Raw genomic sequence first — 25,464 nt, forward strand, 5'->3', positions numbered from 1 at the left:
GGATACGGCCTACCGGGCGAGCTTCGATCGGCGTCTGTTCTTGACCCTTCTCACCGGAAGGCCCGGATGACCTTGGCGGTCCGCTCCAGGGCGTCGGGATCGGCCACGTCGGGCAGACGGATCATGACCTCCGCCACACCAGCGTCGGCGAGCTCCCGAAACCTGCCCACATGGTCCCCGATGGTGCCGGCGTTGACAGCCCTCGCGAACCGGGCCGGGTCCTGCCGCCGGGGCCGGAGCCGCTCCACCAGCTCGACCACCTGGTGATCGTCGGCACCCACCAGCGCCGTCGACAGATGAGTGAGCCGGACCTCCGCCGGATCGCGGCGGATCTCTTCACAGTGCGCGCGCAGGACCGCCGCCTTGCGCCAAACGGTGGCCGTATCTCCCAACACGTTGGCGGCGTCGGCGTACCGCGCCGCGAGCCGCAGCGTCCGGAGCTCCCCGCCGCCGCCCAAGATGATCGGCACGTGCTCCTGCAGCGGGCGCGGGTAGCAGGCGGTCTCCGGCACCGTCAGCAGCTTTCCCTCGAAGGACCGGCGGCCCGGTCCCCACATCAGGGGAAACAGCTGCAGGGCGTCCTCGAGCAGGGCGTAGCGCTCCCGGGTCGGAGGAAAGCGCACTCCGTAGGCGAGGTGCTCCTCTTTGAACCAGGCCAATCCCAGTCCGCAGACAGCGCGCCCGCCGCTCAGCACGTCGAGGGTGGCCACGATCTTGGCGAGCTGGACGACGTGGCGGTAGGTGATCCCGGTCACCAGCGCGCCCAGCTGCACCCGCTCGGTGCAGGCTGCGAGGTAGGCCAGCGTCGTGTAGCTATCCAGGAAGTCCTCCCAGGGCCTGCCAACCTGCGGGATCTGGCGGAAGTGGTCCATGACGTAGATGGCGTCGAAGCCGGCAGCCTCCGCTGCTTCCGCGATCAGGCGCAGCCGGCTGGCTGTGGCCTGTGAGCCGCCGGGGAAGGTGAAGCTGCCCAGGTGCAGACCAAAGCGCAGTCCCTTCGGTTCCTCGTGGTGACGCCGGACCGCCGTCGGTGCCTCGACGAAGGCCCTGGGGACCACACGCACTGGCCTCGGCGTGAGAACGGCGTCGTAACCCTCGCCGGTCAGCTCCTCGAGAGTCCGAGGCCACCTGGCCAACTGCGCGGACAGCACGTCGGCCGGGATCCGCTTGGCCCGGTCCCGGTTGCGCGCCCGGCACTCGCCGGCCGGGGTGTCGAAGGCAACGGCTACGCAGGCGAGCTGGTGACGCCGGGCAAGGGCCAGCCACTCCCTTCGTCGCCCGGCGTCCAGACCCAGGGTGTCGATCACCGTGGTGAGACCCCTGGCGAGGCGCTTCCGGACGACGTCTTCAAGCAGCGCGAACGCATCCGAGCTGGCCGTCAAATCGCCCTCACCGGCACCGATCAGGGCCCGCAGCCGGTCGCTGGAGACGATGGCTTCGGGCGGGAAATTAGCAGCTGCCCAGGCCGACTTGCCGGAAGCACCCGGTCCGACCAGCACCACGACGCATGGTGATGGCAGGTTCAGAGCGTCAGCCATGACCCAAAGTCTGCGCCGCCGCGCCCGCCGCAGCACGAACCACCGAGCAGGAGCCGACACATAGTGGTGTATTGTGACACCGTGGGCAGGACGCAGATTTACCTGGGCGACGAGGAGCTGGGGCTTCTCGATCGTGCTGCACGTTCAACCGGGGCAACCCGCTCCGAGCTGATCCGGCGCGCAGTTCGCGGCACCTTCGGCCAGAAGACAAAGCCCGAGAGGCTCCGCGCCCTCGACGCCAGCGCCGGCTCCTGGAGCGGGCGAACCTGGACGGGGGCTGAATATGTGGACGCGCTGCGCGGCGACCTGAATGAGCGGCTCCGTCGGTTCGGGCTGGAGTGAGAATCCTCGACACCAGCGTTGCGATCGATCACCTGCGCGGCTTCCAGCCGGCGGTCAGTCTGCTCAAACGGCTCATCGCGGAAGCACAGCCCGTCCTCGGCAACGAGGTCGTTCGCTTCGAGCTCCTGGCGGGTGCTCGAGACGATGAGCTGGAGGCCCTCGAGCAGTTTTGCTCGGCAATCGTCTGGATACCAGTGAGTGAAGGTATCGCCCGGACGGCAGGCGAGCTGGCGCGCCAGCACCGCGGCGCCTTCAGCGGGATCGACGCCGCGGATTACCTGATCGCCGCGACCGCACTCGTTCTGGATGCGAGGCTGCTGACAACCAACGTGCGCCACTTCCCCATGCTGGCTGGTCTCAGGCCCGCCTACTGAGGCGGGACCGACCCGTCCGGGTGACGAGGACGGCTCTCATCCCCAGCGCCGCCTTCATCAGGTTCGGCGCGGCCAGGCGACTGATTCGGTGGACGCCCGAAAGCGGCGTCGAGGCGATGACGCACCCCGAGTAGGGCGCACATCCTGACGCCGCCCAGCATTGCCGTCCGCCCGGCACTTTAGCATTGCCAGCATCGCGACGGACGCCCTCACCTATCTCGAAGGCTTTCAGGAGAGCCTCCCCTGGCCGCTCGATCCCTTTCAGCGCGAGGCGATCGAGAAGCTGGACACCCACCAGGGCGTCCTCGTCTGCGCCCCCACCTCCAGCGGCAAAACGGTGGTCGCCGACTACTGCAACTTCCGCGCCCTGCGCGAGGGCGTGCAGGTGATCTACACCACTCCGCTCAAGGCACTCAGCAACCAGAAATACCGCGACTTCGTCCGCCAGTACGGAGCCGACCTCGTGGGTCTTGTCACCGGTGAGAACAGCATCAACGACCGCGCGCCCATAGTCGTCATGACGACGGAGATCCTGCGCAACCTCATCTACGAGGACCTGAGCCGACTGGACGGCGTGCGCTATGTGGTCCTGGACGAGGTTCACTACATCGACGACTTTCCGCGCGGCTCAGTCTGGGAAGAGGTGATCATCCAGGCGCCCAGCCAGATCAAGTTCGTAGGCCTCTCGGCGACGGTTGGCAACTACCGGGAGCTCGCCACCTGGATGGCGGAGAACCGGGGTCCCATCGCCACCGTCTACCACGCCGAGCGGCCGACCGAGCTGCGGCTCTGGCTCTCGATGCGGAACGTTTTCAGGCCGCTCTTCGACAGCCACGGCAAGGTTCATCAGGACACCTGGCAGCGCGCGCTGCGCGAGGACGAGGCGATGAGCCAGGCGCACGGCTTCAGGCGACTTCCGGCCAACGACATGCTGAAGGTGGTCGAGCAGCTGTCCGAGCAGCAGATGCTGCCGGCCATCTACTTCATCTTCTCCCGCCGGGGCTGCCGGGAAGCCCTCCAGCGCTGCGCCTATCACGGCCTGGACCTGACCAGCGACGACGAGAAGGCACGGATCGAGCGGCTCGCCCAGCAGCGGCTGGAGTCACTGGTGGACGCGGACGAGGCGGCATTGTTCAGGCGCATGGTGGACAGCAACATGCTGCTGCGTGGCCTGGCCGCCCACCATGCTGGCCTGCTGCCCTATCACAAGGAGCTGGTCGAAGAGCTCTTCCAAGCGGGCCTGATCAAGGTGGTCTTCGCAACTGAGACTCTGGCTCTGGGCATCAACATGCCTGCCAAGGCGGTGGTGGTCTCCTCCTTCAGCAAGTTCGACGGCGTGGGTTTCGCCAACCTGACCACGGGCGAGCTGACGCAGCTGATGGGCCGCGCCGGCCGCCGCGGGATCGACATCCGTGGCCACGGCGTGATCCTGAAGGAGCAGGACGTGGACATCGGCACCATCTACGAGGTGGCCATGGGGCCCGGGCCTGTCATCCGTTCCAAGTTCCTGCCCACCTACAACATGGCGCTCAATCTGCTCCGCATCTACACGCCAGAGCAGGCCGACGAGCTGATGCTGCGCTCCTTCGGTCAGTTCCAGCTGCGCACTGCCGCCGGTGAATTGCAGGAGCGGCTAGAGAACGTCCGGCTGCGGCTGGAGGACCTGAGCGCCACCTGGGACTGCGAGCGCTGCCGGCCCAAGGACGTGAGCGACTACCTGCGCAACGAGGACCGGCTGCGCTCCATCCGCCTGGAGACGCGGCGGCTCCGGCGGGAGGCGGTCCCCGTGCCGACTCGGCGGCGGGGCCAGGGCGGCTTCCGCGGCCGTCCTCACGGCCTTGCGGGCCGCCAACTGCACCGTCTGGAGGAGGAGCGCCAGGCGCTGCAGGAGCGGCAGCGCAAATCCCGGATCACGGGCTGTCCGCGCTTCGGCGAGCACCTGGCCGGCTTCGGCGAGCAGCGAGAGCTGGAGCGGGAGCTGAAGCAGGGCGAGCGGACGAAGGTCGAGCAGAACGACCAGTACCAGCGCAAGCTGCGGCGGCTGTACAGGGTGCTGGGCGAGGCGGGCTTCATCGAGGGCGACAAGCCGACTGAGAAGGGGTTGCTCACCGCCCGCGTCTACGGGGAGAACTCACTCGTGCTCGTCGAGGCTCTCTGGCAGGGGTATTTCGAGGGGCTGGGGCCCGAGGAGCTTTGCGCCCTCACCGTCATGCTGGCGGCTGAGGATCGCGGTCGGGATCGCGGACCGCGACAGCCCCGGCGTTACCCCACTCCGGCCGTCGGGCAAGTGTCGCGGCTGCTCCGTTCGCTCTACAACCGGTTCGCCGAACTGGAGCAGGACGTGGACGAGCCCAATCTGCGGCCGCCGTCATACGACTACATCGATTTCGCCTACCACTGGGCGCTGGGCGACCCCATGGACTCGATCCCCCTGCCCCAGAACGTCGACATCGGCGATGCGATCAAGGCTATGAAGTCCCTCTACTCGACGCTGCGCCAACTGGATCACGCCCTGCGGGAGAGTCGTCACCCGCTCCAAGCGACAGTGCGAGCAGCGGTCGTTCGGATGGAACGCGACGTGATCAGCCGCACCTGAGCGGTCCAGAGGCGTGACCGATCGTGAGGGGCTGGCCGGCCGCAGCTTCAGGCTCTTCTGGGGCGCGGCGACTATCTCACTGTTCGGTGACGCCGTCACCTCGCTGGCCCTGCCGCTGACTGCAGCGATCACGCTGGGCGCCGGTGCCCTTCAGATGGGGCTCCTGACCGCCTTTGGACTTCTTCCCCATCTGCTCCTCTACCTGCCCGCCGGAGTCCTGGTCGATCGGCATCGGCGCCAGCCGGTGATGATCTTCGCCGACCTGGGTCGCGCCTTGCTGATCGGATCCGTCCCGGCACTCGCCCTGTCTGGACACCTCAGCATTCAGGCTCTCTACCTGATCGCGTTCGCCGCCGGTGCGCTTCAGGTTCTCTTCCGGCTGGCCTACTCGGGGCGCCTGCAGTCGCTGGTCGCAAGTCCCTTGCGGCCGGCCGCCAACGGCCGGCTGTCGCTCAGCCGCTCACTCAGCTTCCTCGCCGGGCCGGGCGTGGCCGGTCTGCTCGTTCAGGTCATCGGTCCGCCCCTTGCCCTGCTAACTGACGCTGCTTCCTTTCTAGCCTCAGCCGGCCTGGTGACAGGCATCCGGGCCCACGAGCCGCCGCCGGCGGGATCACCACAATCGCTCTGGCAGGGCATCAGCGAGGGAGTGCGCTTCACCTTTTCGCATCCGATCCTCCGCCCGTTCTACGTGGTGGTGAGCACTATGAACTTCTTCAATTTCATCTACTGGGCGCTCGCCGTGCTCTACATGGTCAGGGCGCTCCACCTGCCGCCGGTCTTGATCGGGATTCCGCCGGTCCTCGCGGGATTGGGCGCGATCATCGGCAGTCTGGCGGCCGCGCCGCTCGCCAGGCAGGCCGGAATCGGACGGACCATGGTTGCGGGGGAGGTGATGTTCACCGGTGGATTCCTGGCGGTCCCGCTCGCCTTCGGACCGCCCCTGACCGCGACGGCGATCATCGGTGCCGGCTCCATCATTGTCGGAATCGGGCTGATGCTGCTCGACGCCAACGCCAGCACGATGCTGCAGGCGCTGATTCCGGGGCATCTGATGGGAAGAGTCACCGCTGCCAGCGACCAGCTCAACTGGGGGGTCCGGCCCCTGGGAGCCCTGGCCGGGGGCCTGCTCGGTCAATGGCTGGGTCTTCATCCGGCCCTGTGGATCGGCACGCTGGGGGCGCTCGGCGCTGCCCGCTGCCTGGTCGCCACCAGGGTCAGGCGCTTCCGTCTTGACGACTCCTGTGGGCCGCCCGACTCTAGGTAGAGAAGCACTCGCTCGCGGACAGTCAACTAGCCTTAGGACGATGCTGAGCGAAGACGCTGCGCCGGCCCGCGAGGTCCTCACCTGGGACCTCTTCGGCGAGGCGGGCAGGGACCTGGCCCAGATGGTGGCCGACAGCCGCTACCGGCCCACGATCATTCTGGGCGTCGCCCGGGGCGGCCTGCTACCGGCCGCCTGCCTCTCCTACGCGCTGGGAGTGAAGAACCTATTCACCATGAACGTCGAGTTCTACACGGGCATCGATCAGCGGTTGGACCTGCCGGTCATGCTGCCGCCGCTGCTGAACGTCGTCGACATCAAGGGAGCCTCGGTGCTGGTGGTGGATGATGTGGCCGACACTGGCCACACCCTGAAGCTGGTCACTGACTTCTGCGCCGACCATGTGGTCGAGGCGCGATCGGCTGTCATCTACGAGAAGAGCCGTTCGATTGTCAAGTGCGACTACGTCTGGAAGCGCACTGACAGCTGGGTGCTCTTCCCCTGGTCGAGCCAGCCGCCGGTGGTGAGCGGCGTCCGGGTCGCGGAAGCTTAGCGAAAGCGTCCTTAGCCTCGGCCGCGCGGGTCTCAGCCGTTCGGTTGGCGGCCCGTCAACCCCAGCAGCCGATCCTGCAGGCTCGCGCTCTCAGGGACCTGGACCTTGGGAGCGAAGACTCCGATCCCCCGCAACTCCTCCGCCTGAGGCTCGATCTGGGCCCAGAGCCCCTCGACGAGCTCGTCGGGCAGCGTTGGATCCACGCCGATCACCTTGGCGATGTCGTTGGCGCGCAGGCCGCGAAACCCGCTGATCTGCCAGAGATACTCCTGAGCCGAATAGTCACCGAACGAGCAGTGAACGGTGCGCTGGAAGTCGTCCAGACCCTGGACCGCCGCGCAGGCCTGGGCGACGAGGGCGGCAAAGCTGGCCTTGGGGTCGTCGCCCAGAAGGTCGCCCTGGAACTTGTCCTGCCCCGCCTCAGCCATCGTCAGGCCGGCCAGCATATCGGGCACCCAGGCCTCGTCGTAGGCGTGGTAGTTGATGATCTCGCGCAGCGTGACGGGCTTGTCCGTTTGCCTCCGCTGGAACTCGGCCGGCATGTTCATCTGCCACTGCCCGTCCCCAATCTGATCGACCACCCGCTGCAAAGCCTGATCGGCCAGCACGAAGACCCGACGCTCGTCATGGCTCATTTTGCTGGGCCTCAGCGAGCCAGCAGCACGGGACACTTGGCCAGGTGGATGACCTTGTGCGCCACGCTGCCGAGCATGAACTCCGAGATGTACGACATGCCCCGCGAGCCGAGCACTATGAGATCTGCTTGATGCCGTTCGGCGGCGGCCAAGATCTCACTCGCGATCGCACGACCGCCGGTCAGCGCTTGGCCGGTGACCCTGACGCCCGCCCGCTCCAGCTCGGCCACTGCCTCATCCACCATCTGCTGCGCCTCGGCCTCGCTCTCCATGCCGGTATCGCTGGCGGGCACAGCGCCGTGCCCCGTCACGACGGCTCGAGGTATGTCCGGCGCGTGAACGACAAGCACGTCAGAACCGAACTTCGCGCCCAGCTCGGCAGCAGCCGCCACGGCTTTCTGCGAGTCGCTGGACCTGTCGACCGATACCAATATGCGGCTGTACATGGGGCGAGCCTCCTTCGCAGTCGGACGGTTGCTGTCGGGATCTCTTGCTTGAGATCCTAAGCCGCCACGGGCCGGCAGTCTCGGCACGGCCTGTAACCAGCCGCCCTGGCCTCCTGCTCGGCACTGAACTCCACTCGGTTGTCAAGCGCTATGCGGCGAGCGTGGGAGCAAGTTGGCTGACAGAACACGTGAGTCGTGCGGCTGCCCAGGAAGCGCTTGTGGCGCCGAGCCAGATCCTCCAGCCAACCGAGGTCCAGGCCCTCCAGTTTCAGGATGTCCTTCTTCAATTCGGGGTGCCCGCCGGCATAGTTTCCTAGCTCTCCGTCGCCCCTGACCACTCGGTGGCAGGGAATGAGCAGAGGGATGGGGTTGTGGCGCAGAGCGGTTCCGACCGCCCGCACAGCGCCAGGTCGACCGATCTCCCGCGCCACCCAGCCGTAGCTGCGCACCTCACCGCGGGGGATCTCGAGTGTCTTGCGCAGCACTGCTTGCTCGAATTCTGTCAGCTGACCGAAGTCGTAGCTCAATCCCTGTCCCCGCGTCGCCAGCAGGGCACGGCGGATCAGCGCGGGGACGCCCTCAGCTGGTTCCAGGGATCGGCCCACCTCGCTGGCGAACCAGTTCAGGAAGGATTCCAGGCCCTTATCCGCCCGCGACACCGCGGAGACGCGGTTCCCCCGCCAGGCCACGAAATAATCGCCGATGGGCGTGGCCACCTTCGCGTACGAGTCGCGCAGACCGCAGGCGCGGAGCGTCCGCTCCAGGAACCCGTCAGGGGCTCGGGCTGCGCTCAGCTCATGCAGAGCCTCTTCCACCATGTTCATCTCAGCTCACCTCGCTCAACCAACCGGCCCGCGCGCGGAGCGCCTGCAGACCTCTGTGGACGTTGCTTCTGACTGTCGCCTCGCTCAGATTCAGCGCGCCGGCGACCTCCGCGTAGGTCAGCTGCTGCACCGAATGCAGCAGCACTGCTTCGCGCTGGGCACGCGGCAAAGCAGCTACCAGACCCGCCAGACGGCGGACGCCGGCGCGAGCCAGCACTGTGCGCTCGGGCCCGGCCCGGCGCTCCGGCACCTCGACGCCCTCAGCCTCGGCCCCAGCCAGCAACGCCAACGCGGGACGGCGGGAGCGGACCCGGTTGCGCACCACGTTGACCGCTATGCGCGACAGCCAGGCCGCCAGCCTCAGCTCTTCCAACCGCTCAGGGGGAAAACGCTTCAGCGCCCGATAGGCGCGGACGAACGTGTCCTGGGCCACCTCCTCGGCGTCGTGCGGATTCCCGCACATTCCCAGCGCCAGCGCAAAAAGCCTGTGCTGGTGCGTTCTGACCACCTCCTCGAAGCCGGCATCGAGGTCACGGGCCAGCCATTGGGTCAGCTCTTCAGGGGCCATCCACTGACTGCAACACAGGCTCCGAGGACAGCGTTGCATCGATTCGCCGGCGGACGTCATCGGTAGCCAAGCCCCGGATCTGGAGGGTGGTCCGGCGGCGGATGACGTCGTCGACTGTCTGAGCCCACTCCTGGCTTCGGGCCTGATGCACCTGGCCCCAGATATCAGGCCCATCGGGATGGATCGGTTCCAGCCCCAGCGACGCGACGTGGGCGGCACGGTCGCCGTAGAGGTGGGTGAGATGGTCCCAGATCCTCGGCTCCACCTCGACCGGCCGCTCGGGCAGCGGACCCTGGCCTGGCAGTGGCTCGTCGGTGATGCCCGACTGCGAGAAGTCGGGCAGATGGCGCAGCACCTTCAGCGCTATCTGGCGGTGGGTCGTGAGCTTGCCACCGGCGACCGACACCATGCCGGCGGGCCCGGTTCGAACCACCTCCTCTCGTTTGGCGCCCGATGTGGTGCCATCGCTTTTGGGCAGCACGCGTAGCCCGGCGAACGTGTAGCGGATCCGCTCCCGTGCCAGCAATTCCGCCGGCAGCCCGGTCGCCGCCTCAGCGAGGATCGTGTCCACGTCGTCTGGGGTGACCGCCAGAGCAGCTGGATCTCCCCCGTACTCCGTGTCGGTGGTGCCGAGCAGCAGCATCCCCTCCCACGGCACCGCAAAGGTCACTCGGCCGCCCGGCAGCGGCGTGGTGAGGGCGGCGTGCCAGGGTTCCTGGGGCGCGTCGAGAACCAGGTGGACACCCTTGCTAAGCCGCGCCATGGGCTCTGCGTCGGGGTCCTCCAGCAGGCGGATCCGATCGACCCAAGGGCCTGTGGCGTTGATCACCTGCTTGGCGCCGATGCGCAGCCCGTCACAGCGAACACCTGTCACGCGGCCGCTCAAGATCTCCAGCTCGGTCACCGGCAGGTGGTTCATGACTGCAGCACCGGCCTGGGCCGCGGCCTGGACGGTGGCCAGGACTATCCGGCTGTCGTGGGTCTGGGCGTCCTCGTAAACGCCGGCGGCGCGAAACCCGTTCCCCTGGAGAGCTGGGATCAAGCGCTGAGCGCCCTTCCGGCCGACCATTCGAGAATGGCTGTGGCGGAACCCTGAAAGGGCCGCGTAGGTGAGCATGGCGCCCGCGATCATCGGCACGTTGTGCGGGCCACCTTTGAAGACCGGGATGACGAAGTCGAGACGCTTCACCAGGTGAGGCGCTATGCGATCGAGCAGTTTGGCCCGCTCTTGATGGGCCTCGTGGACCAGGCCGAAGTCATACATCTGCAGGTAGCGGAGGCCGCCGTGGATCAGCTTGGAGGAGGCGCTGGAGGTGGCGGAGCCGAAGTCGCGGGCGTCGATCAGCGCCACCTTGGCGCCGGCGTGGGCAGCTTCGAAGGCGATTCGGGCGCCAATCACCCCGGCTCCCATCACCACCAGGTCGAACTCCTCGGTCGACAAGCGCTCGCGCGTGCGGTCCCTATCCATGAACGTCATTCTGCACCCCAGCTTTGGCGGACCTTGCCGCGGGCTACCATGGCCGCACCTGCCGCGCAGCTGACACCGCCCTCCCGGCTCCGTTCGCCGCTTGGAGGTTGAACGGTCCAGACTTATAATCCACACTTCCGGAGCCGACCATTCCTCTAGGAGAAGCAATGAGATCAAGACCGCTTGGCCTCCTCATGCTGGCGGGATTGCTGATCGCCGCCTGCGGCGGCGGCACCAGCACTTCCAATCAGCAGAGCGGCCCCAAGCATGGTGGCACGCTGACGGTGGCGGTCGGCATCGACCCCGACACGCTGGATCCGGCCGCGCAGACCACCACCACTGTTCAGCAGATGGTCTTGATGATCACCGAGCCGCTCCTCGCCTACGACGAGAAGAACACTTTGAAGCCGGTCCTGGCCGAAAAATGGGACGCCGCCGCGGACGGCCTCAGCTACAGCTTCACGCTTCGGCAGGGGGTCAAGTTCAGCGATGGTGAGCCGTTCAACGCAGCGGCCGTCAAGTTCTCGCTGGACAGGATGCTGAGCCCCGCAACCTTCAAGACCCAGCCAGGCGTCCTGCGCGTCATCAAGAGCACAGACGTGGTCGACGACAGCCACGTCAAGATCACCCTGAAAACTCCTTTCCCGCCGTTTTTGGGGGCGATGACCCAGGCCGCCGCCGCTGTCATCGCACCTAACTCTGTCAGTCAGGCGCCCAACACACCCGCGCTGATCCAGAAGCCGGTCGGCACCGGGCCTTACGTGTTCAAGGAGCGGGTCAACGGCGACCACGTGACCTTCGACAAGAACCCGAGCTACTGGGGCAGCAAGCCGAACTACGACGCGCAGGTCTACAAGGTGGTGCCGGACGCGGCGACGCGTGAGGCGTTGGTGAAAGCAGGCCAGGCGGACGTCTCCTACCTGCCACCCGCCAACGACCTGCCCGCGCTGCAGCAGAGCCAGGACCTGAAGGTCATCCTCGGCCCCTCCGATCGCACCATCTTCATGAGCATCAATACCCCTGGCAAGTTCCAGCCGCTGCTGCAGAAGCCGGCGGTGCGGGAGGCGCTGAACTACGCGGTGAACAAGGATGCGATAGTCAAGAACGCCCTGTTCGGCGCCGCCACGCCGCTGGATGCCCCGATGTCCAAGGCGCTGTTCGGCTATTGCAGCACCGGCAAGTATGACTACAACCCTGACAAGGCCAAGCAGATGCTGAAGGACGCCGGCGCCGAGGGAATGAAGCTCAAGATCATCTCCCCCCAGGGCCGCTACATAGGCGATTACCAGGTGGCGCAGGCAGTGGCGGGCGACCTGCGCAAGGTCGGCCTCCAGGTTGAGTTGGCCAACCCCAGTGATTGGCCCACCTACCTCTCGCGCATGGTCAATGTGCCGCCCGACCAGGCGACCGCCGACATGCACCTGCTGGGCTGGGCGCCCAGCTTCCTCGATGCTGCGCAACAGTTCCAGATCATGACCCCTGACAACTTTCCGCCCAAGGGCCTCAACACTTCGTACTACAGCAACCAGAGCGTGACCGATCTGGTGACCAAGGCCAACGGCGAGACGGACGCCAATCAGCGCAAGCAGGACTACTGCAGCGCGGGCAAGCTGGTCTGGAAGGATGCTCCCTGGATCTTCCTCTACAACCAGAAGAACCCGATAGTCACCACGAGCAAGGTGAAAGGCATCTATGGGCTTGCCAACGAGCAGTTCGTGACGTCCTGGGCCTCGCCCGCGTAGTCGACCAAGGACCCGGCGCGTGCTGAGCTACATTGCGCGCCGGGTCCTCATCGCCATCCCCACCCTGTTTGGGGTGGCGACAGTCATCTTCGCCCTCGTCCATCTGCAGGGCGGCGACCCGGCCCGAGTGATCGCCGGCGCCAATGCGACGCCTGAAGACGTGGATCGCATCCGCCATCAGCTGGGCCTTGACCAGCCTCTCCTGGTCCAGTACCTGATTTTCATGGGCAATCTCCTCCGCGGAAACCTGGGCACCTCGGTCCGCTCGGGGCAGCCCGTTTTCAACGAGATAGCTAGCCGTGCTCCCTACACGGTGGAGCTGGCGGTGATCAGCACCATCCTGGCTGTTGCGATCGGCGTCTTCCTCGGGGTGGTCGCCGCCACCAACCACGACAACCCGATCGACCTCGCCATCTCCAGCTTCTCGGTCTTCGGTGTTTCCATGCCTGTCTACTGGCTCGGGCTGCTGCTGATCATCCTCTTCGCCGTCAACCTGCACGTGCTGCCGGCGGCGGGCGCCAACCAGCCGACAGGCTTTATCCTGCCGTCCTTGACCCTGGCCTTCTTTTCGATCGGCTTCATCGCCCGCCAGACGCGGTCAGCGATGCTTGAGGTGTTGGATTTGGACTTCGTGCGGACGGCTCGGGCCAAGGGCGCCGACCGACCCACAGTCCTGGTCAAGCACGCCCTGCGCAACGCGCTGCTGCCGATCATCACTGTGATCGGACTCCAGTTCGGCACCCTGCTGGGGGGTGCCATCCTGACCGAGACCATCTACGCCTGGCCGGGGTTGGGCCGGCTGCTGGTCGACTCGATCTTCGCCCGCGACTTCCCCGTGGTTCAGGGCACTGTCTTCGTGTTTGCTGCCGCGCTGATCTTCGTGAACCTGTTCACGGACCTCCTCTACGCCTATGTCGATCCTCGCATCCGGTACGACTGACGCCGCGCCGCTCGCTCTGAGCGAGGCGCCGCCGCAGTCGGCGCCGAGGCTCTGGCGGCGGCTGCTGCGGCACAACAGCGCGGTGGCCGGCATGATCCTGCTGGGTTTCCTCGTGCTCGCCAGCCTGATCGGCCCGCTGCTGTTCCGCTCCGACCCCACTGCGCAGGATCTGAGCCTGGCCTTCCTCCCTCGTTCGGCAGCGCATCCTCTGGGCACCGACGATTTGGGCCGCGATGAACTGGTCAGGCTCTTCTTCGGCGCCCGCTACACGCTCTCCCTCGCCCTGGCTGCTGTGGCGCTTGGTCTCGTCGTCGGCGTGCCGCTGGGCGCCGTCTCCGGCTACTTCGGGGGCTGGGTCGACCTGCTCGTCCAGCGCGTGGTGGACGTGATGCTCGCCTTTCCCAGCATCCTGCTGGCGATCTCACTCGTCGCAGCGCTGGGCGTCGGTCTCCGCAACGTGATCGTCTCGGTGGCCATCGTGGCCATGCCTGGCTTCATCCGGCTGGTGCGCGCTTCGGCCCTGTCCATCCGCGAAGCTCCCTATGTGGAAGCCGCCCGCGCCCTGGGCGTGCCGTCCTGGCGGATCCTCCTCCGCCACGTGGTGCCGAACTCGCTCGGCCCTCTCATCGTCCAGGCAAGCCTGCAGCTAGGCGGCGCCATCCTGGTGGCTGCCGGGTTGGGCTTCCTGGGGCTGGGTGTTCAGCAGCCGACGCCCGAGTGGGGCGCCATGCTCGGCTTCTCCCACACCTACATCTTCAGCGACCCCGGTTTGCTCACCTATCCGGGTCTCTGCATCTGCGGCGCCGTCCTCGCCTTCAACCTGCTGGGCGACGGCCTTCGCGACGCCCTCGACCCCCGCATGAAATAGACGGCGGGCCGGTCCCCGCTCTCACGCCGGCGCGACCAGCCGGTTGCTCAGCCGGCCCAGGCCGTCGACCTCGACCACCACCTGATCGCCGGGCTTGAGCCAGACCTTCTCGGCGCGACCGAGAATCACGCCCTCGGGGGTGCCCGTGGAGATGATGTCGCCCGGCTCCAGCGTGAGATGGCGGCTCAGGTAGCTCACGAGCTCCTCCACGCCGAAGATCAGGTCCGCGATCGTCGAGTCCTGCCGCTTCTCGCCGTTAAGGAAGCAGCGGATGCCGACCCGGGTCACGTCGGGGATCTCCTCCTTGCTGACCAGGTAGGGGCCGATCGGCAAAAAGTGGTCCAGCGACTTGCCGAGCAGCCACTGGCTGGTCCGCGCCTGCAGCTCCCGCGCTGAGAGATCGTTGGCGTTGCAGTAACCGAAGACATGGTCCAGCGCCTGAGCCTCGGCGACGTTCTGAGCGCGCTTGCCGATCACAACCGCCAGCTCCGCCTCGTAGTCGTACTGCTCGGCCACCGCGGGCAGCGGGATGTCCTCGCCAGCGGCGGCCAGCGCGTTGTTGAACTTGCTGAACAGCACTGGGGTCTCCGGCACTGCCATTCCCGCCTCGGCGGCGTGACGCCGGTAGTTGAGACCGACGCAGATGATCTTGCCCGGATTCGGCACGCAGGGAGCAAGCATGAGCTGCGCCTCCTCCAGCTCGGCTCCTGCCGGCGGTAGACCGCCGGCCATCACGGCAGCCAGGTCCGGTGTCCCCAGGTCGCGAACTGTGCCGCCGCCATCCTTGCTGGCCAGGGCGATTCCCCTCGGGGTGTGGTGCGAGATCAGAATCATGACTGTCGGTTCCTCCGAGCCAAAGTTGACGAGGCGTAAGGGGCCTTTAGCACAGGATGGCAGTTTTCGACGCGCCGCCGCCCCGATCAGTCGGCTAGCGTGGTCAACCCCGGCCAGTCGGGGCGGCCCAGCGTCACATCGCATGGCGGCCAAAGCCGCTGGCCTTCAGCGGCGGTTCGCTCACGTCGCTATGATCCCGCCCATGCCGACGCGCATCATCGGTGCTGTCACGCACGACGTGCGCTTCCCCACCTCGCTCGAGAAGCACGGCTCTGACGCTATGAACGTGGACCCCGACTACTCGGCGGCGTACGTCGTCCTGGAGACCGACCATGCCCAGGGCCTGGCCGGCCACGGCCTCACCTTCACCTGCGGCCGCGGCAACGAACTGTGCGTGGCAGCCATCCAGGCGCTGCAGCACCATGTGGTCGGTCGCGACCTGGAGGACATCACAGCCGACTTTGGTGGCTTCTGGCGGAGCCTGGTCGGCGACTCTCAGCTGCGCTGGCTCGGTCCCGAGAAGGGCGTGATCCATCTCGCCACCGGCGCCCTGATCAACGCCGTCTGGGATCTCTACGCCAAGGTGGAGGGAAAGCCTCTCTGGAAGCTGCTCAGCGACTTCAGCCCGGAGCAGGTGGTCGACTGCATCGACTTCCGCTACATCGAGGATGTGCTGAAGCCGGGCGAGGCGATCGAGCTGCTGCGGAGCAGGCTGAGCGGCCGCGCCGAGCGAGAGGCGAAGATCCTCAGCGACGGTTTTCCCGCCTACACCACCTCTGCCGGCTGGCTCGGCTATAGCGAGGAGAGCCTGCCCGGCCGGGTCGAGACGGCCAAGCAGCAGGGCTTCAGCCACATCAAGATGAAGGTGGGCGCCGATGCAGAAACCGATCTCCGCCGGGCCCGCATTCTCCGCTCCTCAATGGGCCCCGAGATGAAGCTCATGGTCGACGCCAACCAGGTTTGGGGCGTCGAGCAGGCGATCACGGCCATGGCGGCCCTGGCCGAAGTCGACCCGATGTGGATCGAGGAGCCGACCAGTCCTGACGACGTGCTCGGCCACCGAGCCATTCGCCAAGCAGTGCATCCCATCGGTGTCGCGACCGGGGAGCACGTCCAGAACCGCATCATCTTCAAGCAACTGCTGCAGGCGCAGGCCATCGACTACTGCCAGATCGACGCCTGCCGCCTGGGCGGCGTCAACGAGGTGCTGGCGGTACTCCTCCTGGCGGCGAGGTTCGGCGTCCCGGTCTGCCCGCACGCCGGCGGGGTGGGTCTCTGCGAATACGTGCAGCACCTGGCGATCTTCGACTACATTGCCGTCGGCGCCTCGCTGGAGAACCGCATCTGCGAGTTCGTCGACCACCTGCATGAGCACTTCCTCGACCCCTGTCGCATCTCGCACGGCCATTACGAGGCGCCGAGCGCACCGGGCTACAGCATCGAGATGAAACCAGAGTCGCTGGCTCAGTACGCGTATCCCGACGGTCCCACGTGGCAGGGGCTTCGCTCCAGGGAATCGGCCTAGTTGCCGCATTGCTCAACGGAACAGGAGGGGTAGGTGCCGTGAGGTTGGAGAACAAGATCTGCGTCATCACGGGAGCCGGGTCAGGCATCGGTCGGGCGTCCGCCTTGCTCTTCGGCCGGGAGGGCGCGACAGTCGTGGCGAGCGACGTGGACGAGGCCAGCGCGGGCTCCACGGCAGCCGATATCAACGACGCCGGCGGCACAGCTGAGCCGCGCCGCGCGGATGTGACGGACCCGGAGGACACCCGCTCGCTCGCCAACTGGACTGCTGAGCGCTTTGGTCGAATCGACGTGCTCTTCAACAATGCAGGCATAGCCGGCGTGGGTGACGTGCTGGAGACTGAGCCTGACCTCTTCGATCGGGTCATGGCAGTCAATGTGCGCGGCGTGTACCTGATGACCCGGGCGGTCGTGCCGCTCATGATCGAGCGGAAGGCGGGCAGCATCATCAACATGTCTTCCTGCATCGCCGACATCGGCCTCGCCCGCCGCGTCTCCTACGCCGCTTCCAAGGGTGCGGTGCTGGCTATGACCAAGTCGATGCAGGTGGATCTAGCCCCCCACGGCATCCGGGTCAACGCGTTGATGCCGGGCACCATCCTGACGCCCTTCGTCGACCGCTACCTGAAGGAGTCGTATGCCGACCCGGAGGAGGGCTACGCCTCCATCCGCAAGCGCCAGCTGGGCGGCGACCTGGGGCGCCCGGAGGACGTGGCCTACGCCGCCCTCTACCTGGCCTCCGATGAATCGCGCTTCGTAATGGCCTCAGGCCTCGTCGTCGACGGAGGCGTGACGGGCGGCAAATAGCCTGTCCGGTCCCCGAGTAGCTGAGACGCTCTCGGTTGAGGTCGTCCTCCCCTCGCGCCGGGGGGAGGCAGGTGGGGGGCCTTGGATTGCAGGCTGGACCAGAACCGCCATTTCGTTCCTGGGGCATCTCGCCGCAGCTGCCGGGGGCTCGAGAGGGGGTTGACGGACCTTGGACGCAAGGGTCTCACCACAGGGCGGCGGGGGCAAGGCGGGCCGCTGACGCCCCCCTCCGGGCCTCCCCCCGCGCGCTGCGGGGGGAGGACGCAAAATGCCTGCTCGGCTTCTCAAGATCTCGGGGACCGGACAAAATAGCCCTGGCTCCCGCAACTACACAACATCAGGCTGAGATTGGGCATATCAGGTGCTGCACACCGGACGCGTGATCGGCCCTCTAGCAACCGCAGACTTCGACCACAAGGCTGCGGCGGCCGCGCGTCAGTGCTTGAGCGCTGCCTCTTCGGCGATCGGGTCGATGGGCTGGGGCGGGGCCAGGAAGACTATCTGGGGGTTGGTGCCTGACCAGGGGATCTGGCGCGTGTCCACCCGAAAAGGCCCCACATAGTTCATCTCCCACACCGTGTAGGAGACGACCTGCCCATCGGCACTCCGCTCCACCGCCGCCATGTACGCGACATGACCGTGGTAGGGATCGAGCAGCGGGCGTTCCCAAGACACTATCGCGCCGGGCTCCGGCTCGAGCTGGATCGGGCGGCCGGTCGCCTTCGAGAGATTCGGCGCCACGTCGGCCCCGTCGCCCATCACTGAAGGGCTGTTGGGATCGGAGATGAGGTACCAGAGCTGTTCGGCGTACCAAGTGCACTGACCGGGAGCGCCCGTCGTGTTGGCTAGGGCGGAGGTGGGCACCCAGCCGCCAGCGTCGCTCTCGACGAGACCGCCGACGACACCGCTGCCGTTGTTGAATCCATGGAGGGCGGCCACCTTGTCGGACGCCCCGTGGAGGGAGGCTTTCAGCGCGTCGATCTTCTGCTTCACCCTGGTCAGCCGGTCCAGCAGAGTGCTTCGCTGAATAAGCAGCTTGTTCAGCTCCGTCCGGGCTGTGCTGCGGGAGTTCTTGTCCCGCGACTGAATTGACTGCAGCCTCTCCAGCAGGCGCTGGGAGCGATCCGCCACCAGCCTCGACTCGGCAGCAGTCGCCCAGACGTCAGAGAGACTGCGAGCGTTGAGCAAGCGCTGCAGGTCAAGCCCCCGCGTCTCGTACCGCTGGCGGGCGTTCGCGCTGATCGAACGGCGCAGCGAGTCGATCTCCGCCTGGTCCTGCGCTGCCTGTTTGTCGGCGGCCGATTGATGGGCACGGGCGAGCTCGATCTGGCCGTTCAAAGGTGCCAGCTGGCTCTCGCCGGCCTTCTGCTCAGCCTGCGCCTGATCGAGCGCCGCCAGCACCTCGGCCAGCAGCTTTTGCTCGGGGCTGGGCGGCGGCGGCGGGCCTCCCGGCGAGGCGCTGGGGCTGGGGCTGGGCGACGGGCTGCGGCTCGGAGTGGGGGCGGCGCTGGGAGAAGCCGTCGGCGGCGCGCTCGGGGTCGCCGAGGGCGTTGGGCTGGGGCTGGGGCTGGGTGAGGGCGACGCTGTAGCTGGCGGAGAGGCGGCGGCCGCGGCAGCCGGCGAGAACGCGAAGAGGAGCGCGAAACACAGGATGAGCCGCTTCACTTCGGCACCCGCACCAGCAGAGCGGAGCTACCGAGCAGAACGCAGCTTCCCACCACCGTGACTAAGCCAATGTCCCTGGCGGCGATGAGTGGATGGCTGAGCGTCAGGAACGGCAGCGCGTAGCTGAGTCCCTTGGGCAGGGTAGTGCCGAGCCACCAGAGCGCAAGCAGAGTCAGCGCTGAGGCGGCCAGCGCGACACTCAGCGCTTGGAAGAGCAGCGGCGCGCGCAGCACCGTCGGCCGCACGCCCACCAGGGCCAGAATGCGCAGCTCCTGCCGCCGAGCCCGCGCTTCGGAGCGGAACAACCGCAGGGCGGCCATGGTGGCGACCAGCGCCACCCCGAGGTCCAGGGCCAGGGCACCGAAGCGCAGCACGTCGAGGATGCGGCTCAGCTTGCGAGCATCCTCCGGGGTGTAGGAGACGGGCACCTGACGGTCAGCCGCGGCGCTCTTCTGGGCGGCCTCGGCCACCCGGCCGCCCACCGCGGGATCCTGCACATCGACGACGAGCGTGGCCGGATAGGGATTGCTCTGGGCGCCGTTGCTGAGCGGGGCGAGCTGGCTGTCCTGGCTGGCCAGCTTGGCCGCCTCCGCCTTGCTCCGATATTGCACGCCCTTCACTCCCTGCATGGCCTTCAGTTGAGCCGTCAGCGCGCTCACGTCCTCTGGCTTGGCCTCGTCGGCCAGGAAGACCTGAATCTGAGAGGCTGACTGCATCTCCCTCTCGACCGCCCCGCCGACCAGCGTCACCGTGAGCTGAACGGACGCTGCTAGAGCCATCAGGCTGCCGACCACGATCACGGAGCCCGCCCAGGAGATCAGGTGCGGACGCTGCCAGTGCCACGAGTAAGCCAAGAGGCTCAAGGCGTGGCGGCGGACCGCATTCAGCTGGCGGCCCACCTTTCGCGCGAAGGCTGGTGACGAGGCGGAACTCACAAGCGCAGCACCTCTCCGTCGAAGTGCTGGAGGGCGGTGGCATCGTGCGTGGCGAGGAGAACTGTCATGCCATCCTCGCTCAGCTCCGCCAGCAGGTCGAGCACCTGCCAGGTGGCGATTGTGTCAAGGTTGCCGGTCGGCTCGTCCGCAAGCAGAATGCGCGGCTGGTGAGCGATCGCGCGCGCGATGGCGACTCGCTGCTGCTGGCCGCCGGAGAGGTGATCGGGCCGCCGGTCGGCGAGGTCCGCCAGTCCTACCCGCCTCAGGGCATGATGGGCCACATCCTCCGGTGACTCGATCGACCACTGTGCCAGTTCGAGCGGAAGCCGCACGTTCTCGAGAGCAGTCAGATGCGGCAGCAGCTCGTAGCTCTGGAACACGAAGCCCAGTCGCCGACGGAGCCCCGAGACCTGCCACGGCCAGAGCCGGCGCAGGTCGATGCCATCGACAAAGCCCTCTCCGGAACGCAGGCGCACAACCCCGTAGAGCAGGCGCATGAAGGTCGTCTTGCCGGCCCCCGAGGCGCCGGTCACCATCACGAACTGGCCGGGCGCGTAGCTGCAGGTGATGCGGTCCAGGACCTTCCGGGTGCCATAGCCGGCCACGGCGTCCTGGAGAACCACCGAGCCTGGCGGGTGTTCCATCCTGGCTGTGTGCTCGGAGACCGGCCCTTCTGTCTCTCGCAGCTCATTGTGCCCTCGGATCGGTTGGGTGGTCAGCACCGAAGCCCCAGCCTGTGAGTTCCAATACAAATCATTCGAGTTCTAAGAATCCAATTGCCTTTCGAAGACCGCCCCCGACCGCCTTCCGCCTCTACTTCGAGCGGTTCAGCTCTCTGGCTCTCCACCTTACCGAGATAACGCCCGCCTGGCTACGGTTCTGGCCGATCCGTCTGCGGCTCCTCGCCGCCGGCGTGAGACCGCTGCACCGGCGAATAGCCGGAGCAAGAGGTCACAGGTAGGCGGGGATAGCGCGGAAAGCGAAAGTCGGTTTGCGAGAGCCGACAGAACCAAAACTCGCTGCGCGCACCACTGACGCGAGCGGCGAAACCGCAACTGGCGCAAAGCCCGATCTTCGACGGCACGCCAGAGAATTTAGCCAGCGGCCGCCAGGTCTACGCGGAGAGCCAGTTGGAATTGTCACTGGACGTCTCTGAAACTGCCGGCCTGTGACGGCAAACGGACGGACCGCGAGAAGCCCGGCTTCCCGCGGTCCGTTTGGATAGGAAGGAGGCTTTTAGGTCTGCGGTGAGGGACTCGGGCTGGTGGCGGGCTTCTTGGCAACCTTGTTCCAGTTCGGGATCGTCTTGGCCTGGAGGACCCTGTTCTCCTGTGCGCTCGTCAGAGTTCCGTTCTGAACCAGCGGAGCCAGAAGCGGCTTCAGCGCGACCTGGTACTGGCTGCGGTACTGGTCCTCCGTCAGGCCCTTGTCACTCGCAAGCTGCTGGACTGTCTTGCCCTGCTTCAAATCGGCTGCCAGTTCCGTCCGGTTGATGCCGAGGACCTGAGCTTCAGCGGTGCCGATCGCAATGCGCAGCTGCATGGCGGACGCCTTGTTCTTGGCAGTGGCAGGTGAGTGCATCCCCGGTGAGGGACTGCTGGACGGAGCCGGAGCCGCGGCTTGAACGGTGGTCTGACCGCCGATCTGCCGGTCGTGAATGACGGCAGCGGCGCCACCGCCGACGATCAGGAGGCCGACAGCACCGGCGGCCAGCTTGGTGGCCAGGGAAACGCTCGGAATGTTCATGACCTCACTCTGCCCGGGTGTTGCAATGCAGGGCGCTGCGGAAGGTCAGCCTTCTGTAAGGGCCTGGTTGAGGGTCGATCCTGGTGGCGGGCTGCGAATCCGTTGAGTGGCCCCTCACGCGGGATGCTCCTGACAAGCGTCAGAGGCGTGTCCGCTGGCCCGTTCAGCGCTTGCTCTGCAGGGCCCCGACGAGGCGGTCGACCGAGCTGGAGACACCGTATTGGCGACCCAGCTCGGAGGCCAATTCGGGGTTGGTGGGATAGGCGTCCCGGCGGCCGGTCGGCAGCTCCACGGGGGCATCCCGGATGGGCAGCACCGTCAGCAGCGCTCGCTCGAGATAATCGCGCTGCGCCTCGCTGTACCGACCGGATGTGATCAGCCCGCGCACGCCGCCGTGCCGCTTGACCAGCTCAGCAGCGGTCTTCGGCCCCACTCCCGGCAGGCCGGGCAAGCCGTCGGAGGGGTCGCCCCGGAGGACCGCGAAGTCGCCGTACAGCGCACCCGGGACCCCGTACCGCCGTTGGAGCTCAGCGTCGTCGACCTCGGCCAGGCCCTTGCGCTCGGGATAGAGCACCTTGATCTGGTCGGAGACGAGCGCAAAGAGATCGCGGTCCCCGCTCACGACCTCGATGCGCATGCCCATTGCCCTGGCAGTCCAGGTCGCTATCACGTCCTCCGCCTCATAGTCCGGCACGCCGACGAAGTCAACGCCAACGGCCGCGAGGAGCTCGTGGATGAGCGGGAACTGGGGCTCAAGCAGATCGGGGACAGGCTCGGCCACGCGATGCGACTTGTAGCTGGGAATCAGGTCCACCCGCCACTGCGGCCGCCAGTCCTCATCGCTGGCCACCGCCAGGAGGTTCGGGCGGCGGGCGTAGATGAGGCGGGCCAGCGTGTCGAGGAAGCCGCGAACGGCGTTGACCAGGCGACCGTCCGGCGCCAACACCGTCTGCGGCACTCCATAGAAGGCGCGAAAGATCAAGCTTGAGCCGTCCACGAAGAGCCAGTCAGCCCTCAAGCTGTCAACCGCATAAGCAGCTACAGTCTCGCTGATGAAGTTCGCTCCAGTGCTGGGGAGGGCACGAGCCCGAGCCTGCTTGGGAGTTCTTTCGGGGCTGGGTTTCGCTCTGGGCGCGGGGGCGCTGGTGCGGCCGGAATTGTTCGCTCGTCTCACGGGCCAGACCCTGCCCGCGGGGAACGCAAGCCTGCCCTGGCGGCTTTTCGCAGTGCGGGAGCTGAGCTTGGCCTGGGCCCTCTTCGACGCCGCCAGACGAAACCGGCCGGACGCCGCCCGGACCGCTGCCGGATGGCTGGCCTGGAGCCAGGCGGGTGACGCCGCCCTATCGGTCTGGCTGGGGGTTCGGGACCGAATGCCCAGGCGGCTCTCAATTCTCGCTGGCGTGAGCGCGGTTTCCACCTTCGCCCTGGCTCTGGCCTGCCGCAGCGCGTACGCCACCCCGAGCACTCGCGGGTAAGGGATCTCGGTCAGCGGGCAGCCGCACCTGACCGATGGACTGCGCTTGGCAGCCCATTGACCGCCTGTCGGACAAGCACGCGGGCCAGCCCCTGGGTGGCTTCATCCCGGAGGGCTGAGGGCTCGGTTGGGCCGTGCAGGACCGGTGCCCAAGCGGTCCGTGATGTTACCCTGGCCGCACTCCGGCCGCCCGACGTGGAACACTTAGCTGTATGAGCACGGCTGGTCAGACCTTCACGATTCGCGCTGCTACCAAAGCCGATATGCCGGCTATCGTCGGCATCTACAACTGGGCGGTCAACCAAACCTTCGCCACCATCGACTCGGAGCCCCTCTCCGAGGAGGAGGCGGCGGCCTGGTGGGACGAGCACGGCAGCACGGTCACACTTGTCGCGGTCGACGATGACGTGGTTGCCGGCTGGGCTCGGCTGCTGCCCTGGCGGCAGCGGGGTTATCACATGGTCGAGGACCTGGTCTACGTCGACCCGGTCTATCACAAGCGCGGCGTGGGGCGCCAGCTGCTGAACCGCCTCCTGGAGGAGGCAAGGTCAGCGGGGCACCGCACGATCGTCGCCTCGGTGGCTGCCGACAACGGTTCAGGGCTGCGCTTGCACGAGAGCCTGGGCTTCCAGCAGGTCGGGACGCTGAAAGACGCCGCGTACAAGTTCGGCCGCTGGATGGACATCACGCTGGTCCAGCAGTCACTCTCCGAATAATCGCCTTCGGTTCTGCGAGGGCCAGCTAGGGGACTATGGGTTTGGCCCGAGCGAAGGCGGCGGGGTAGACGGCCTTCATCGTGTCGACCGCCTGCCACTGACCTACGACAGCCGGTGCGCGAAGGTTCTGACCGGCATCCAGCTCACCTGGCCCCGCGAACTTCACACCGCCGCCGTTGATGCTGGTGCCGGCCGGCTCGTCCAACCGGTAGGCTGCCTCTCGCACCGCGTCAGGTGTCACCTGTCCCTTCACGTAGGGCAGCACTTCGTGAAGCAGCGTCCAGCCGCCGACGAAGCCGGCCACCGCCGGGATTGGCATGTCCGAACCAAGCTGCTGCTTCGCATAGGCTGCCTTGGCGCGGCCGAGCAGTTCACGCGCCGCTGGGCTGAGCGCGTCGGGATTGACCTGGTCGTCCGGTTTGTCGGCGGCGAAGACCCCCACCGCCTGCGCACCCAAGGTGCGCCCAAAAGCCGCCATGCAGAACGCCGAGCTGGTGCCGACAGCCGCGCGAAGCTTGACGCCGCGGGCCAGGATTGCCTGCCAGATGTCGATCCCATCGGCGATGTAGCTGACGTCCCACAGATAGTCGGCCTGGCTCGCCCAGACCTGCTGCGCGATGTCGGTGGCGCTGTAGGCGTTAGGGTCGTACTGAATTCGGCTCACGACCGGAATGCCGGTGGCCGCGGCCAACTGCTCCTCCCCATCTGCCACCGCCCGGCCGTAGACGTCGCTGACGTTGACTATCACTGCTCGCGCCTGGGTTGGCTGGAGGCCGGCCGCCGGGAGGAGGACCCGGCTCGTGAAGTTCACGGCGATGCGACCAAGTGAACTGCCGGTCGCCACTGTGCGAAAGACGTAGCGGCGGTGTTGGGTGACCAGGTCTGCCACTGCGCCGGTCTCCCAGTAGATCACGTGCCGCTCATCGGCCCGAGCCGCGGCGGCCTCTGCGAGAGTGCTGCCGTAGGTGCCGACGATGATCGAGGCATGGCTCCTATCGATCAGCCGGTCCACAGCTGCGCGGGCCCCCTCCGGCGTCTGCACAGGCTCGACCTGGAGCTTCAGCTGACGTCCGCCAGCCAGCTCGAGAGCCGTTCGCAAGCCCGCCAGCTCCTGCCGGCCACCCTCTGCCTGCGACCCGGACAGGGGGTAGACAGCCCCCACCAGCAGCGTGTTGTCGCTGGGCCCGGCCCCCCCCGCCCCACATGCTGCGCTGAGAGTGGCGCTGGCCGCCAGGAGCGCGAAGAGGCGGAGCCGGAAGGAGTAGTGTGGCGGGAAGCGCACCTGGTGAAGGTTAGACTGTCCCATCTCTCATCAGGGGGCCGCGCTGCGCATCGGGGGAATGCTCGCCTGACGCCTGGTGGCGACCGACATCAGGCTGGCACCGGCGCCTGACCCAGGACTGAGAGGTTTGCGATGACGACCATCTATCTGGCGAGCCACGACAGCCTGATCTGCGTGCGCGGGGGCAACGGGCACTGGGAGGCGCGCCGACAGCTCCACGGCCGTGCACCGCGATCCCTCGCGGTTGATCGACATAGGCCCGAGCGCGTTTGGTGCGGCACAGCTGGCGACGGCCTCTGGCGCAGCGTCGATGCGGGAGCATCCTG

The 25,464-nt window shown here is 67.0% G+C and carries 25 protein-coding genes; 12 read left to right on the top strand and 13 right to left on the bottom strand.

Annotation, left to right across the window (positions count from 1 at the left end):
* Positions 1–50: 50 nt before the first annotated feature.
* Positions 51–1,538 carry a TIGR03560 family F420-dependent LLM class oxidoreductase gene (locus ACR2MZ_RS05675; protein ID WP_434004096.1) on the bottom strand — a complete coding sequence of 496 codons (1,488 nt, stop codon included), beginning with the start codon at positions 1,536–1,538 and terminating at the stop codon, positions 51–53.
* 66 nt (positions 1,539–1,604) lie between these two features.
* Here ACR2MZ_RS05675 and ACR2MZ_RS05680 point away from each other — a divergent pair, with 66 nt between their 5' ends.
* From ACR2MZ_RS05680 to ACR2MZ_RS05700, 5 genes are all read left to right on the top strand, one after another.
* The gene (locus ACR2MZ_RS05680) at positions 1,605–1,880 is read left to right on the top strand and encodes a ribbon-helix-helix domain-containing protein (protein WP_434004097.1); all 276 of its coding nucleotides are present in this window, start codon (positions 1,605–1,607) and stop codon (positions 1,878–1,880) included.
* Positions 1,877–2,254, top strand: a complete 378-nt coding sequence (locus ACR2MZ_RS05685) for a type II toxin-antitoxin system VapC family toxin (RefSeq protein WP_434004098.1) — start codon at positions 1,877–1,879, stop codon at positions 2,252–2,254. The genes ACR2MZ_RS05680 and ACR2MZ_RS05685 overlap by 4 nt, the downstream gene beginning before the upstream one ends.
* A 160-nt stretch (positions 2,255–2,414) precedes the next feature.
* Positions 2,415–4,850: a DEAD/DEAH box helicase gene (locus ACR2MZ_RS05690; protein ID WP_434004099.1), complete on the top strand. Its 2,436-nt coding sequence runs from the start codon at positions 2,415–2,417 to the stop codon at positions 4,848–4,850.
* Between the two features lie 13 nt (positions 4,851–4,863).
* Positions 4,864–6,114, top strand: a complete 1,251-nt coding sequence (locus ACR2MZ_RS05695) for an MFS transporter (RefSeq protein WP_434004100.1) — start codon at positions 4,864–4,866, stop codon at positions 6,112–6,114.
* Between the two features lie 40 nt (positions 6,115–6,154).
* Positions 6,155–6,664 (top strand): phosphoribosyltransferase, encoded by a 510-nt coding sequence (locus tag ACR2MZ_RS05700; protein ID WP_434004101.1) that lies wholly within the window; start codon positions 6,155–6,157, stop codon positions 6,662–6,664.
* A 32-nt stretch (positions 6,665–6,696) separates the two neighbouring features.
* On the opposite strand, the gene ACR2MZ_RS05705 is transcribed toward ACR2MZ_RS05700, so the two are convergent.
* Genes ACR2MZ_RS05705 through ACR2MZ_RS05725 form a run of 5 tightly spaced genes read right to left on the bottom strand, consistent with a single transcriptional unit; the run spans position 6,697 to position 10,605 of the window.
* Positions 6,697–7,299: a DinB family protein gene (locus tag ACR2MZ_RS05705; RefSeq protein WP_434004102.1), complete on the bottom strand. Its 603-nt coding sequence runs from the start codon at positions 7,297–7,299 to the stop codon at positions 6,697–6,699.
* Between the two features lie 11 nt (positions 7,300–7,310).
* Complete coding sequence (locus ACR2MZ_RS05710) at positions 7,311–7,745, bottom strand: universal stress protein (RefSeq protein WP_434004103.1); 435 nt, start codon at positions 7,743–7,745, stop codon at positions 7,311–7,313.
* Positions 7,746–7,801: 56 nt separating this feature from the next.
* Positions 7,802–8,569: a methylated-DNA--[protein]-cysteine S-methyltransferase gene (locus tag ACR2MZ_RS05715; RefSeq protein ID WP_434004104.1), complete on the bottom strand. Its 768-nt coding sequence runs from the start codon at positions 8,567–8,569 to the stop codon at positions 7,802–7,804.
* A gap of 1 nt (position 8,570) precedes the next feature.
* Positions 8,571–9,137, bottom strand: coding sequence for an RNA polymerase sigma factor (locus tag ACR2MZ_RS05720; protein WP_434004105.1), 567 nt, complete (start codon positions 9,135–9,137; stop codon positions 8,571–8,573).
* A complete protein-coding gene (locus tag ACR2MZ_RS05725; protein ID WP_434004106.1) occupies positions 9,127–10,605 on the bottom strand; it encodes a glycerol-3-phosphate dehydrogenase/oxidase in 1,479 nt (492 codons plus the stop codon). Before ACR2MZ_RS05725 ends, ACR2MZ_RS05720 begins: the two co-directional genes overlap by 11 nt.
* A 167-nt stretch (positions 10,606–10,772) precedes the next feature.
* Here ACR2MZ_RS05725 and ACR2MZ_RS05730 point away from each other — a divergent pair, with 167 nt between their 5' ends.
* From ACR2MZ_RS05730 to ACR2MZ_RS05740, 3 genes are read left to right on the top strand one after another with little or no spacing between them, the layout of a single operon-like run.
* The gene (locus ACR2MZ_RS05730) at positions 10,773–12,347 is read left to right on the top strand and encodes an ABC transporter substrate-binding protein (RefSeq protein ID WP_434004107.1); all 1,575 of its coding nucleotides are present in this window, start codon (positions 10,773–10,775) and stop codon (positions 12,345–12,347) included.
* A 19-nt stretch (positions 12,348–12,366) separates the two neighbouring features.
* Complete coding sequence (locus ACR2MZ_RS05735) at positions 12,367–13,287, top strand: ABC transporter permease (RefSeq protein ID WP_434004108.1); 921 nt, start codon at positions 12,367–12,369, stop codon at positions 13,285–13,287.
* Positions 13,259–14,155 (top strand): ABC transporter permease, encoded by an 897-nt coding sequence (locus ACR2MZ_RS05740; RefSeq protein WP_434004109.1) that lies wholly within the window; start codon positions 13,259–13,261, stop codon positions 14,153–14,155. The genes ACR2MZ_RS05735 and ACR2MZ_RS05740 overlap by 29 nt, the downstream gene beginning before the upstream one ends.
* A 21-nt stretch (positions 14,156–14,176) precedes the next feature.
* On the opposite strand, the gene ACR2MZ_RS05745 is transcribed toward ACR2MZ_RS05740, so the two are convergent.
* Positions 14,177–14,989, bottom strand: coding sequence for a fumarylacetoacetate hydrolase family protein (locus ACR2MZ_RS05745; RefSeq protein WP_434004110.1), 813 nt, complete (start codon positions 14,987–14,989; stop codon positions 14,177–14,179).
* Between the two features lie 202 nt (positions 14,990–15,191).
* On the opposite strand from ACR2MZ_RS05745, the gene ACR2MZ_RS05750 reads away from it, so the two are divergent.
* The gene (locus tag ACR2MZ_RS05750) at positions 15,192–16,514 is read left to right on the top strand and encodes an L-fuconate dehydratase (RefSeq protein ID WP_434004111.1); all 1,323 of its coding nucleotides are present in this window, start codon (positions 15,192–15,194) and stop codon (positions 16,512–16,514) included.
* Between the two features lie 38 nt (positions 16,515–16,552).
* Positions 16,553–17,320 (top strand): SDR family NAD(P)-dependent oxidoreductase, encoded by a 768-nt coding sequence (locus tag ACR2MZ_RS05755; protein WP_434004112.1) that lies wholly within the window; start codon positions 16,553–16,555, stop codon positions 17,318–17,320.
* A gap of 435 nt (positions 17,321–17,755) precedes the next feature.
* Here ACR2MZ_RS05755 and ACR2MZ_RS05760 read toward each other — a convergent pair whose 3' ends face one another.
* The 5 genes from ACR2MZ_RS05760 to ACR2MZ_RS05780 all read right to left on the bottom strand — a co-directional run bounded on the left by ACR2MZ_RS05760 (position 17,756) and on the right by ACR2MZ_RS05780 (position 22,684).
* Entirely contained in the window at positions 17,756–18,985 is a 1,230-nt protein-coding gene (locus ACR2MZ_RS05760; protein WP_434004113.1) for a CHAP domain-containing protein, read from the bottom strand.
* Entirely contained in the window at positions 18,982–19,920 is a 939-nt protein-coding gene (locus ACR2MZ_RS05765; RefSeq protein ID WP_434004114.1) for a cell division protein FtsX, read from the bottom strand. Before ACR2MZ_RS05765 ends, ACR2MZ_RS05760 begins: the two co-directional genes overlap by 4 nt.
* Positions 19,917–20,642, bottom strand: a complete 726-nt coding sequence (locus ACR2MZ_RS05770) for a cell division ATP-binding protein FtsE (RefSeq protein ID WP_434004115.1) — start codon at positions 20,640–20,642, stop codon at positions 19,917–19,919. The genes ACR2MZ_RS05765 and ACR2MZ_RS05770 overlap by 4 nt, the downstream gene beginning before the upstream one ends.
* Positions 20,643–21,156: 514 nt before the next feature.
* Positions 21,157–21,666, bottom strand: a complete 510-nt coding sequence (locus tag ACR2MZ_RS05775; protein ID WP_434004116.1) for a hypothetical protein — start codon at positions 21,664–21,666, stop codon at positions 21,157–21,159.
* A 163-nt stretch (positions 21,667–21,829) separates the two neighbouring features.
* Positions 21,830–22,684 carry a 5'-3' exonuclease gene (locus ACR2MZ_RS05780; RefSeq protein WP_434004117.1) on the bottom strand — a complete coding sequence of 285 codons (855 nt, stop codon included), beginning with the start codon at positions 22,682–22,684 and terminating at the stop codon, positions 21,830–21,832.
* A gap of 34 nt (positions 22,685–22,718) precedes the next feature.
* Between ACR2MZ_RS05780 and ACR2MZ_RS05785 the strand changes: the two genes are divergently transcribed.
* Positions 22,719–23,141: a hypothetical protein gene (locus tag ACR2MZ_RS05785; protein WP_434004118.1), complete on the top strand. Its 423-nt coding sequence runs from the start codon at positions 22,719–22,721 to the stop codon at positions 23,139–23,141.
* A gap of 211 nt (positions 23,142–23,352) precedes the next feature.
* On the top strand, positions 23,353–23,856 hold the full coding sequence (locus tag ACR2MZ_RS05790; RefSeq protein WP_434004119.1) for a GNAT family N-acetyltransferase: 504 nt from the start codon (positions 23,353–23,355) through the stop codon (positions 23,854–23,856).
* A 25-nt stretch (positions 23,857–23,881) separates the two neighbouring features.
* Here ACR2MZ_RS05790 and ACR2MZ_RS05795 read toward each other — a convergent pair whose 3' ends face one another.
* Positions 23,882–25,138 carry an ABC transporter substrate-binding protein gene (locus tag ACR2MZ_RS05795; RefSeq protein ID WP_434004120.1) on the bottom strand — a complete coding sequence of 419 codons (1,257 nt, stop codon included), beginning with the start codon at positions 25,136–25,138 and terminating at the stop codon, positions 23,882–23,884.
* Positions 25,139–25,464: the final 326 nt, after the last annotated feature.

The sequence above is a fragment of the Candidatus Dormiibacter sp. genome (assembly GCF_050999135.1).
Classification (GTDB): domain Bacteria; phylum Chloroflexota; class Dormibacteria; order Dormibacterales; family Dormibacteraceae; genus Dormiibacter; species Dormiibacter spiritus.

Excerpts from the sequence above, each read along its gene's own strand:
- ACR2MZ_RS05790 (WP_434004119.1), top strand. The coding sequence starts at position 23,353 with ATGAGCACGGCTGGTCAGACCTTCACGATTCGCGCTGCTACCAAAGCC.
- ACR2MZ_RS05750 (WP_434004111.1), top strand. The coding sequence starts at position 15,192 with ATGCCGACGCGCATCATCGGTGCTGTCACGCACGACGTGCGCTTCCCC.
- ACR2MZ_RS05785 (WP_434004118.1), top strand. The coding sequence starts at position 22,719 with ATGAAGTTCGCTCCAGTGCTGGGGAGGGCACGAGCCCGAGCCTGCTTG.
- ACR2MZ_RS05740 (WP_434004109.1), top strand. The coding sequence starts at position 13,259 with ATGTCGATCCTCGCATCCGGTACGACTGACGCCGCGCCGCTCGCTCTG.
- ACR2MZ_RS05730 (WP_434004107.1), top strand. The coding sequence starts at position 10,773 with ATGAGATCAAGACCGCTTGGCCTCCTCATGCTGGCGGGATTGCTGATC.
- ACR2MZ_RS05775 (WP_434004116.1), bottom strand. The coding sequence starts at position 21,666 with ATGAACATTCCGAGCGTTTCCCTGGCCACCAAGCTGGCCGCCGGTGCT.
- ACR2MZ_RS05705 (WP_434004102.1), bottom strand. The coding sequence starts at position 7,299 with ATGAGCCATGACGAGCGTCGGGTCTTCGTGCTGGCCGATCAGGCTTTG.
- ACR2MZ_RS05675 (WP_434004096.1), bottom strand. The coding sequence starts at position 1,538 with ATGGCTGACGCTCTGAACCTGCCATCACCATGCGTCGTGGTGCTGGTC.
- ACR2MZ_RS05725 (WP_434004106.1), bottom strand. The coding sequence starts at position 10,605 with ATGGATAGGGACCGCACGCGCGAGCGCTTGTCGACCGAGGAGTTCGAC.
- ACR2MZ_RS05720 (WP_434004105.1), bottom strand. The coding sequence starts at position 9,137 with ATGGCCCCTGAAGAGCTGACCCAATGGCTGGCCCGTGACCTCGATGCC.
- ACR2MZ_RS05745 (WP_434004110.1), bottom strand. The coding sequence starts at position 14,989 with ATGATTCTGATCTCGCACCACACCCCGAGGGGAATCGCCCTGGCCAGC.
- ACR2MZ_RS05710 (WP_434004103.1), bottom strand. The coding sequence starts at position 7,745 with ATGTACAGCCGCATATTGGTATCGGTCGACAGGTCCAGCGACTCGCAG.
- ACR2MZ_RS05700 (WP_434004101.1), top strand. The coding sequence starts at position 6,155 with ATGCTGAGCGAAGACGCTGCGCCGGCCCGCGAGGTCCTCACCTGGGAC.
- ACR2MZ_RS05715 (WP_434004104.1), bottom strand. The coding sequence starts at position 8,569 with ATGAACATGGTGGAAGAGGCTCTGCATGAGCTGAGCGCAGCCCGAGCC.